Raw genomic sequence first — 1,584 nt, 5'->3', positions numbered from 1 at the left:
GTCGCTGAGCGTGTTGCCGGCGCTGTCGAATACGAGGCTGCGCGCCGGGTTCGTGATGCTCGTCGTCCGGTTGCTCGTCGCCTCCACGCTGTACGCGCTCGGGCTGCCGTTCAGGCTCAGGCCCGTGCGATTGCCGTTCGCGTCGTACGTGATGCCCCAGCTCGCGGCGTTCGTCGTGATGCTGGTCAGCCGACTGTTCTCGTCGTAGCCCAACGCCTGGTCCAGCGCCGGCTGTGTCGTGCCGTCCGCGCTCAGGTGCGTGAAGCTCACGATGCGGCTCGCCTCGTCGTAGCGCACATCCCGCAGCGCATCGCCCAGCGGGTAGCGTGCAACTCACCTGAATGATCAGGCTCCAGCGTGCATGCGCTTTCTTCGGCGAGCCCAAACGATGAAGCAAATTGCGACGGGAAATGAAGAGATCGCCACGTATTGCCAGATGCCGATCAAGCCAGTTGAGGTGGCAAACCACCTTGAGCTTCCGGCGAAGACGGATAACAAGAAGTGCAGGCCTGACAACCATGCAACCGCTAGCAGCGGTATGTGGCGCAGCAGCAGGCAACAGATCACCAGCGCTGGAGCGTAGAGCAGCATCGAGAAGACAACTTGCTGCACGATCCCGACCGAAAAGAAGACACTCAATGGGAAGTCGATCTCCACAGACACCTCTCGATAGCTGAAGTGATTGACCAGAGCTCCAAGCAATGTGCCGAGCCATGCCCCAAAAAATGCCGAAGAACCAACCACAAGAGTTGCCGACAGCCAGTTCCTAGCCTGACTATTGCGCACAGACGCACCTCCGAATTGTTGGAGTTTGGCCTGGACGCAACCCCCAATTGTTGAGTTCCACACGACCCGTGATGTCGCTGGCGGACGCGACCTTGCCATTGCCGACATAGAGCCCCGTGTGCCCGGTATAGCCTTCCCCAGCGTGGCCAATCGCGATCACATCACCAGGCTCCATCGGCCCGGTGACCACCTGCCAGTTGTCGATCTGCGTGTTCGGATCAGCAATCTCTCCCGCAGTGGCCAATCGCCCCTTGACCAGCGGAGGATTCGATCCGCTCTCGGTCACGGCTGTGTTGACGAGTTTGTTGCATTTGAACTCAAGGAACCACCGCGGCCCGCCGCGCCAGCCCGGCTTGCCCCACCCCGGCTCTTGATCATGCGCAGCAGCCGCACTTGCGATTGCACCAGGGCTACACGGTCCGTGGAGTAAGCGAGGGATGACTTTTCTCTGATTAATTCCGACAGGGACTTGCCATCGACGAAATCCAGGAAACCCATTCCCGCCGCATCAATCAGGTTCAAAAATCGCGACAAAAGAAATCCAAATTCACCAGCATCTTGTTCCGAAATAAAAAGGCGGGTCGTCGGATCCGCCTCGCTTCGCCGCACACATATATGAGCCTCAAGATAAATATCACTTGACGACTGCCCTCGTTCGACTCGAGTCCTTGTTGCCTCGATCGACGAATCCACGTCAAGCGCAAAATCTAAACTCCGCCCATCGAAGACGAGCGTTGCCGTAAATTCATTCGACATCGCCAGCGCCATGGCCATTTCTTTGTCCCCGGAAAGTCGTTG

Annotated in this window: 3 protein-coding genes and 1 pseudogene; all 4 read right to left on the bottom strand. The window is 58.3% G+C overall.

Translation table 11 applies throughout. The annotated features are described in order from the left end of the window. Positions 1 to 297 (bottom strand): annotated as a pseudogene (locus tag AC1D15_RS31340) (hypothetical protein); the annotation flags it as partial. 48 nt (positions 298 to 345) lie between these two features. Further along, positions 346 to 786: a hypothetical protein gene (locus tag AC1D15_RS31335; protein WP_477829108.1), complete on the bottom strand. Its 441-nt coding sequence runs from the start codon at positions 784 to 786 to the stop codon at positions 346 to 348. After that, positions 776 to 1,072 carry a hypothetical protein gene (locus AC1D15_RS31330; protein ID WP_465115021.1) on the bottom strand — a complete coding sequence of 99 codons (297 nt, stop codon included), beginning with the start codon at positions 1,070 to 1,072 and terminating at the stop codon, positions 776 to 778. The genes AC1D15_RS31335 and AC1D15_RS31330 overlap by 11 nt, the downstream gene beginning before the upstream one ends. After that, on the bottom strand, positions 1,069 to 1,584 hold a 516-nt coding region (locus AC1D15_RS31325; RefSeq protein ID WP_477829107.1), incomplete at its 5' end, for a hypothetical protein. The genes AC1D15_RS31325 and AC1D15_RS31330, both read right to left, overlap by 4 nt.

It is taken from the genome of Rhizobacter sp. P2_H2 (assembly GCF_056403375.1).
Note: the sequence above shows the minus strand (reverse complement) of the source record. Positions and strands in the feature narration are given on the sequence as shown.